This window comes from Clostridium sp. UBA7791 (assembly GCF_002480755.1).
In the GTDB taxonomy this organism is placed as follows: domain Bacteria; phylum Bacillota; class Clostridia; order Clostridiales; family Clostridiaceae; genus Clostridium_J; species Clostridium_J sulfidigenes.
Genome location: NZ_DLCT01000005.1, coordinates 148168 through 154517, shown reverse-complemented (window position 1 = coordinate 154517; position 6350 = coordinate 148168). Strand labels below are relative to the sequence as shown.

The following is a 6350-nucleotide window of genomic DNA, read 5'->3' as shown; positions in this document are numbered from 1 at the left end:
TATAGAGCCTTATTTTTATTTAGAACTAACCTTTTCAAATCCTGCTATTCCAATAGCTCCTGGACCACTATGAGATGTAATTACACATCCTGCTTGAATCCATATAATCTTTCTAAATCCCTCTTCTTTAGCAATTCCCTCCATGTTATGTTTTATAGATTCATCAAGACCCAAAGAATAAATAAGATATAATTGTTCTTTATCAAAATTATATCTCTTAATATATTCTTTCATATACTTATCAGCAACACTAACCATTTTCCCACGAAACTTTTGTGTTGAAATTAACTTTCCATCTACAATTTCAATGAGTGGTTTTATTAGTAGTAAAGTTCCTCCCAAGTATGCAGCATTGGATACACGCCCTCCTGCTCTCAGATATGCAAGATCACCAGGGATAAAAGATACTCTGGCTCTTGCCACGTAATCCTGAATTTCTTCAATTAAATTAGTTATCATTATATTGGGATGTTTTTCTATGATTTCAGCTGCTCTTAAAACAATTGCTCCTTGACCACCAGTGACATTTAAAGAATCAACATGATAAATATCTTCCATTCCTTCTGAAGCAATAAGTGCATTTTGGTAAGCACAAGAGGCTTTAGATGTATATCCAATATGAAGAATAATACAACCCGGATTTTCATCTTTTATTTTTTTAAATAAAAGATGAAATTCTTCTGGATTTGTTGCTGAAGTTGATGGTATTTTTTTATTTTTTTTATAATAATCATAGACTTCTGTTACAGGTATTGAACCATCTAAATAAGATGAGTCTCCCATTATCACGTGCATGGGGATAACCTGAATATTATGTAATGTGGCTAAATCTAATGGAATATCTGCTCCGCTCTCTGCTAAAATAATTATTTTTTTCACAAGTTTACCTCCATAAAATTCATAACATTTTTCATTTGTATAATTTACCAAAAAAGCTTTGTTAAATTTCTAAGATAAGGTTCTATTAATAATTTATTCCCATATTCCCAGAAATCCTACTAAGAACTTAGATACTTATATTGCTTATATTTTACACACAATAATCCAGAAACATTCAAAATAAGCGAAACATAAAATCTTAAATCTTATAATTGACTTATCTTTATTTTAGCATATGCTCCCAATGAGATTTTTGTTGATTCTCTGTAATAAAATACTCATTAAGTTTATCCTCTAATATTATTTTAACCATCCTATCAAATCCATGGGCAAGATTTAATAAATTAAGTTTATCTATATCATGCCAAAATACATGACCTTCTTCACCATACTCTATTAAATCTCCCTGATATGAATCAGTTTTAAAAAGAAAAACCATATACCTTTTATTATCTTCTGCCCTATACCAATCTTTAACACCGCAAATTTCTAAATTATTTACTACTAGGCCAGTTTCCTCATTAACTTCTCTGATGGCTGAATCTACAATAGACTCACCCTTTTCTACATGCCCCCCTGGAAAAGCTATTCCAGTCCAATTTCCTTTAATGCGGTTCTGAACAAGAACTTTATTATTTAATTTATCCATTATCATAACCATATTTGTTAGTTCTACATTCTCCATATATTACACCTCTTAAGTACAATTTATATTTTTTTGTTTTATATCAAAAGCTTTTTTACTTCTTCTTCTTTTTCAAACAATACACATCCACCCTTATGTTCACCAAGAAGCATTTCTGCTGCACTTAATTTTCTAAATAAAGGTGATTGTAATGCATCTAACAAGCTAGAATTTTTTAAATTTGTATCTGAAAAAGGTGAAAATGGACATGGCTCTACTCCTCCACTTGTGTTAATATGAAAGAAACCTCTTCCAGCAGCAAGACATCCTCCTGAATGTTTTTCATCTCCTGGAAAAGAAATAAAAATCATATCTTCATAAATTTCTCTAAGACGAGCTTGTTCACTTTCAAGATAGTTCCTTTCTTTATCAGTTGGTGCTAAATCTTTAGTTGAAGCAACTACTGGTACATATTCTACAAAAATTACTAATTTGCAACCTCTATTATATAATTCTGCTATAAACTCTTTACTAGCCACATTATAGATATTTTCTGTGGTAACAGTTATAGAAGCTCCATATAATATTCCTTTAGATTTAAGTGAATCTATTTTATTTATGAGAAGTTCATGGGTTCCTTTACCACGTCTAGCATCAGTTTTGTTCTCATCACCTTCAATACTAATAACAGGCACAAGATTTCTATTAGCATCGAATAGCTTAATATATTCTTCATCAATGATAGTCCCATTTGTGAATATAGGAAAAATAATTTCTTTAATTTGAGACGCTTTTTCTATGACATCCTTTCTCATTAAAGGTTCTCCACCAGCTAGTAATATAAAAGAAATTCCAAGTTCTTTCCCCTGTTTAAATATATCTTCCCATTTATCACTTGTCATTTGATCTTTATTTGACTTTTCACCACAGGTATTATTGGCTCTTGCATAACACCCTTTACAAAAGAGATTACAGCTACTAGTGATGCTTGAGATTAGGAAAGGTGGAATATGTTGTCCTTTCTCTTCAAAGGTTTTTCTTCTTTTAGCAGCTTTTTTGCTTTCTAAAATATATTTCATAATGAACTTTGCCTCTTTGGGATTTTGAAAAGAAGCCTTCATTGCACCCTTTACAATGCTTTCTACCCCTTCATTTAAATAGTTAACTAAACTAAACTCTGTACCCATTTCAATGCCATCTCCCTATAAATTATTTATTTAATTTACTTTATTTCAATATCAAGTATTCTTTAATATTCACAGTTCACCTTACCTTTAGTATGATAAATTCTATTTAAATACATTATATCATTATATAGTAAAATCCATATCATATAATTATGTTATAATATAAGAATTGATGAAATTATTTACACTTTAACTATGATAATTTAAATGTGAGGTAAATATGAGTACTATAACTAAAACAGATATATTTAATACACCAGTAAGTATTAACTTTAAGACTATTGATATGGATACAAATGATAAAAATATAATTAAAGATGAGATTATTAAAGCTAGTGAAACTGGTTTAGTAAATAGCTTAATCCATTCAAATTTAGCTTTAACACCAAAGTTAATAGTAAATGACTATTTAAAAGGTAGCAAAGTTTTAAATGAAATAATCTCTGAATTAACAAAATGTAAAGAGTTTTTTATATCCGTTGCTTTTATTACAAGTAGTGGCATAACCCCCTTACTAGAAACCTTGAAATACTTAAATAAAAAAGGTGTTAAGGGTAAAATTTTAACTACAGATTATCTGAATTTCAGTGAGCCTAAAGCATTAAGGAAGCTACTTGAATTTTCAAATATTGAAATTAAGTTATATAGCAAAGAAAACTTTCATACTAAAGGATATATATTTAAATATGAAGATCATTATAAATTAATTGTAGGAAGTTCGAATTTAACTCAATCAGCATTAACAAAAAATAAGGAATGGAATTTAAAAATTTCTTCTTTAGAGGCAGGTTCCTTAACTGAAAATGTAATTGATGAATTTCAGGAGCTTTGGAAGGATGCTGATGACTTAACTTTAAATTGGATAGAAACCTATGAAGATATTTATAAAAAGCAAATTGAATACGCAAGAAAAAGTAACGTTCCAAGGCTAGCACAATATAAGCTTAAGCCGAATAAAATGCAGGTAGCTGCTATTCAAGGATTAAATAAACTCAGGGAAAACGGTGCAGATAAGGCTCTCTTAATTTCTGCTACTGGTACTGGAAAAACCTATCTATCTGCTTTTGAGTTAAGAAATTATAATCCTAAAAAAGCTCTATTTATAGTACATAGAGAACAAATAGCTAATCAAGGTCTAAATAGCTTTCAAAATGTATTTGGTGATACTCGAAGCATGGGAATTCTCTCTGGAAGCCGAAAGGAAATTAATAAAGACTTTATCTTTTGTACAGTCCAAACGCTATCAAAGGATGAGGTGCTTCAAAGTTTTAGCAAAGATGAATTTGATTATATTATCATCGATGAAGTTCATAAGGCAGGAGCTAATAGTTATCAAAAGATAGTTGAATATTTTAATCCTAAATTCTTACTTGGCATGACAGCTACTCCAGAAAGAAGTGATGACTTTGATATTTTTAAAATGTTTAACTACAACATTGCCTATGAAATACGTCTTCAACAAGCCTTAGAAGAAGATTTACTTTGTCCATTCCATTATTTTGGTGTATCTGATATTAGTGTTAATGGCATGGAGTTAGAGGAAAAATCAGACTTTAGAGCTTTAGTAGCTGAAGAAAGAGTTAATCATATCATCGATAAAATTGATTTTTATGGATATTGTGGTGAAAGAGTAAAGGGGTTAATATTCTGTAGTGATAAAAAAGAAGCCATTCAACTATCAAATATATTTAATACTCGCGGCTATAAAACAGTAGCCTTAACTGGAGAAAATACTCAGGATGAAAGAGAATCAGCAATTCAACGTTTAGAGCAAGAAGAATTAAATAACTCTCTAGATTATATTTTCACAGTTGATATATTTAATGAAGGTGTAGATATACCTGCTGTTAATCAAGTTGTTATGTTAAGGCCAACTAAGTCAGCTATAATTTTCGTTCAACAATTAGGTAGAGGTCTTAGAAAACATAATTTTAAAGAATATGTTGTTATTATAGACTTTATAGGAAACTATAACAGCAATTTTTTAATTCCCATTGCTTTATCTGGAGATAGAACCTTTAATAAAGATTCCATTAGAAAATATGTTATGGAAGGAACAAGAATAATACCTGGTTGTTCCACTATTAATTTTGATGAAATATCTAAAAATAAAATATTTGAGTCCATTGATAAAGCTAATTTTAATGATATTAAGCTAATTAAAGAAAGTTATAATAATCTTAAGCAAAAGATTGGTAGAATACCAAGTTTAACAGATTTTGATACTTATGAATCTATTGACCCATTAAGAATATTTGATAATAAAAGCCTGGGTTCATACTATAAATTCTTAAAAAAATATGAGAAGGACTATGCTATAGAACTTAATAAGTCTGAAGAATTATTTATTGAATTCATCTCTAAAAAGCTAGCTTCCGGTAAAAGAATTCATGAACTGCTTATGCTTAAGCTTGCTATTAACCATGAAACCAATCTAATCCATAGACTGAAAAAAGAGCTAAAAGATGATTATAATATAGATTTTAAAGCTACCACTGAAACTAATGTGGTTAATGTTCTTACAAATGAATTTCCCACTGGCACTGGTAAAAAAACTTATGAAAAATGTGTTTTTTTAGAAGTATCAGATTCTAATTATAAAATTTCTAAATCCTTTAAGAATCATCTTGAAAATAGGGATTTTAAATATATGGTTGAGGAGTTAATCCATTTTGGAATGGAAAGATATACGAAATTCTACAGTAAAAGTTATATGAATACTAGTTTTCAGTTATATCAAAAATATACCTATGAGGATGTTTGTAGATTACTTCAGTGGGAGAAAGGTGAAGTTGCACTTAATATTGGTGGATATAAATTCGATAAAACCACTAAAACATATCCCGTATTTATCAACTATGAGAAATCTGAAGATATTACTGATACTATTAACTATGAAGATAGATTTCTATCTCCATCCCAGTTAATTGCTATATCAAAGTCAGGCAGAACAATAACTTCTGATGATATTGTACAAGCTTATAAAGCTGAAGAAACTGGTGTTGAAATGAGCTTATTTCTGAGGAAAAATAAAGATGATAAAATTTCAAAAGAATTTTACTTCCTTGGAAAAATTAAAGCTGTAGGAACACCTGTCCAATTCATTATGAAAAATACTAATAAAACAGCTGTGGAAATTAAATATCAATTAATTACACCTGTAAGAGAAGATATTTATGAATACATTACTTCATAATGTAAAAGGACTTAGCAAAGTAATTTAATTTGCTAAGTCCCTTTTCTTACATATTATTTAGAGCATCAATAACTAAAATATCCGCTGGAATCCACTTTTCACCATCTAATTCATCAAATGTAATCCACTTAGCATCATTATGGGCATTTAGATTTAATTTCCCACCAGAAATTTGGCAAATAAAACAATGCATAATAAGATGGAAACTAGGATAATCATATTCTACTGTGGTTAAAAAATCTGATATTTTTATATCTAATTCTAATTCTTCCTTTATCTCACGAATAAGTGCTTCTTCCTTTGATTCACCAATTTCTATTTTACCTCCAGGAAATTCCCACATATCAACAAAGTCACCGTATCCTCTACGTGTAATAAATATTCTATCATTATGTTTTATTACTGCTGCTACTACTTCTATTGTCTTCATATGTTCCCCCTCTTTTACTATGCTTTTTGTAAA

5 protein-coding genes are annotated in these 6350 nt (G+C 29.3%); 1 reads left to right on the top strand and 4 read right to left on the bottom strand.

The window, feature by feature from the left end:
* Window positions 1-15 precede the first annotated feature (15 nt).
* The 3 genes from B3Z56_RS06245 to B3Z56_RS06235 form a co-directional block, all read right to left on the bottom strand.
* Complete coding sequence (locus B3Z56_RS06245) at window positions 16-879, bottom strand: DegV family protein (RefSeq protein ID WP_346878471.1); 864 nt, start codon at window positions 877-879, stop codon at window positions 16-18.
* 223 nt (window positions 880-1102) lie between these two features.
* Complete coding sequence (locus B3Z56_RS06240; protein WP_346847260.1) at window positions 1103-1564, bottom strand: 8-oxo-dGTP diphosphatase; 462 nt, start codon at window positions 1562-1564, stop codon at window positions 1103-1105.
* Window positions 1565-1602: 38 nt separating this feature from the next.
* Window positions 1603-2691 carry a radical SAM protein gene (locus B3Z56_RS06235; protein ID WP_346878470.1) on the bottom strand — a complete coding sequence of 363 codons (1089 nt, stop codon included), beginning with the start codon at window positions 2689-2691 and terminating at the stop codon, window positions 1603-1605.
* A 286-nt stretch (window positions 2692-2977) separates the two neighbouring features.
* Between B3Z56_RS06235 and B3Z56_RS06230 the strand changes: the two genes are divergently transcribed.
* Window positions 2978-5887 (top strand): DUF3427 domain-containing protein, encoded by a 2910-nt coding sequence (locus B3Z56_RS06230; RefSeq protein ID WP_414633083.1) that lies wholly within the window; start codon window positions 2978-2980, stop codon window positions 5885-5887.
* Between the two features lie 46 nt (window positions 5888-5933).
* Here B3Z56_RS06230 and B3Z56_RS06225 read toward each other — a convergent pair whose 3' ends face one another.
* Complete coding sequence (locus tag B3Z56_RS06225; RefSeq protein WP_346847257.1) at window positions 5934-6317, bottom strand: (deoxy)nucleoside triphosphate pyrophosphohydrolase; 384 nt, start codon at window positions 6315-6317, stop codon at window positions 5934-5936.
* Window positions 6318-6350 lie beyond the last annotated feature (33 nt).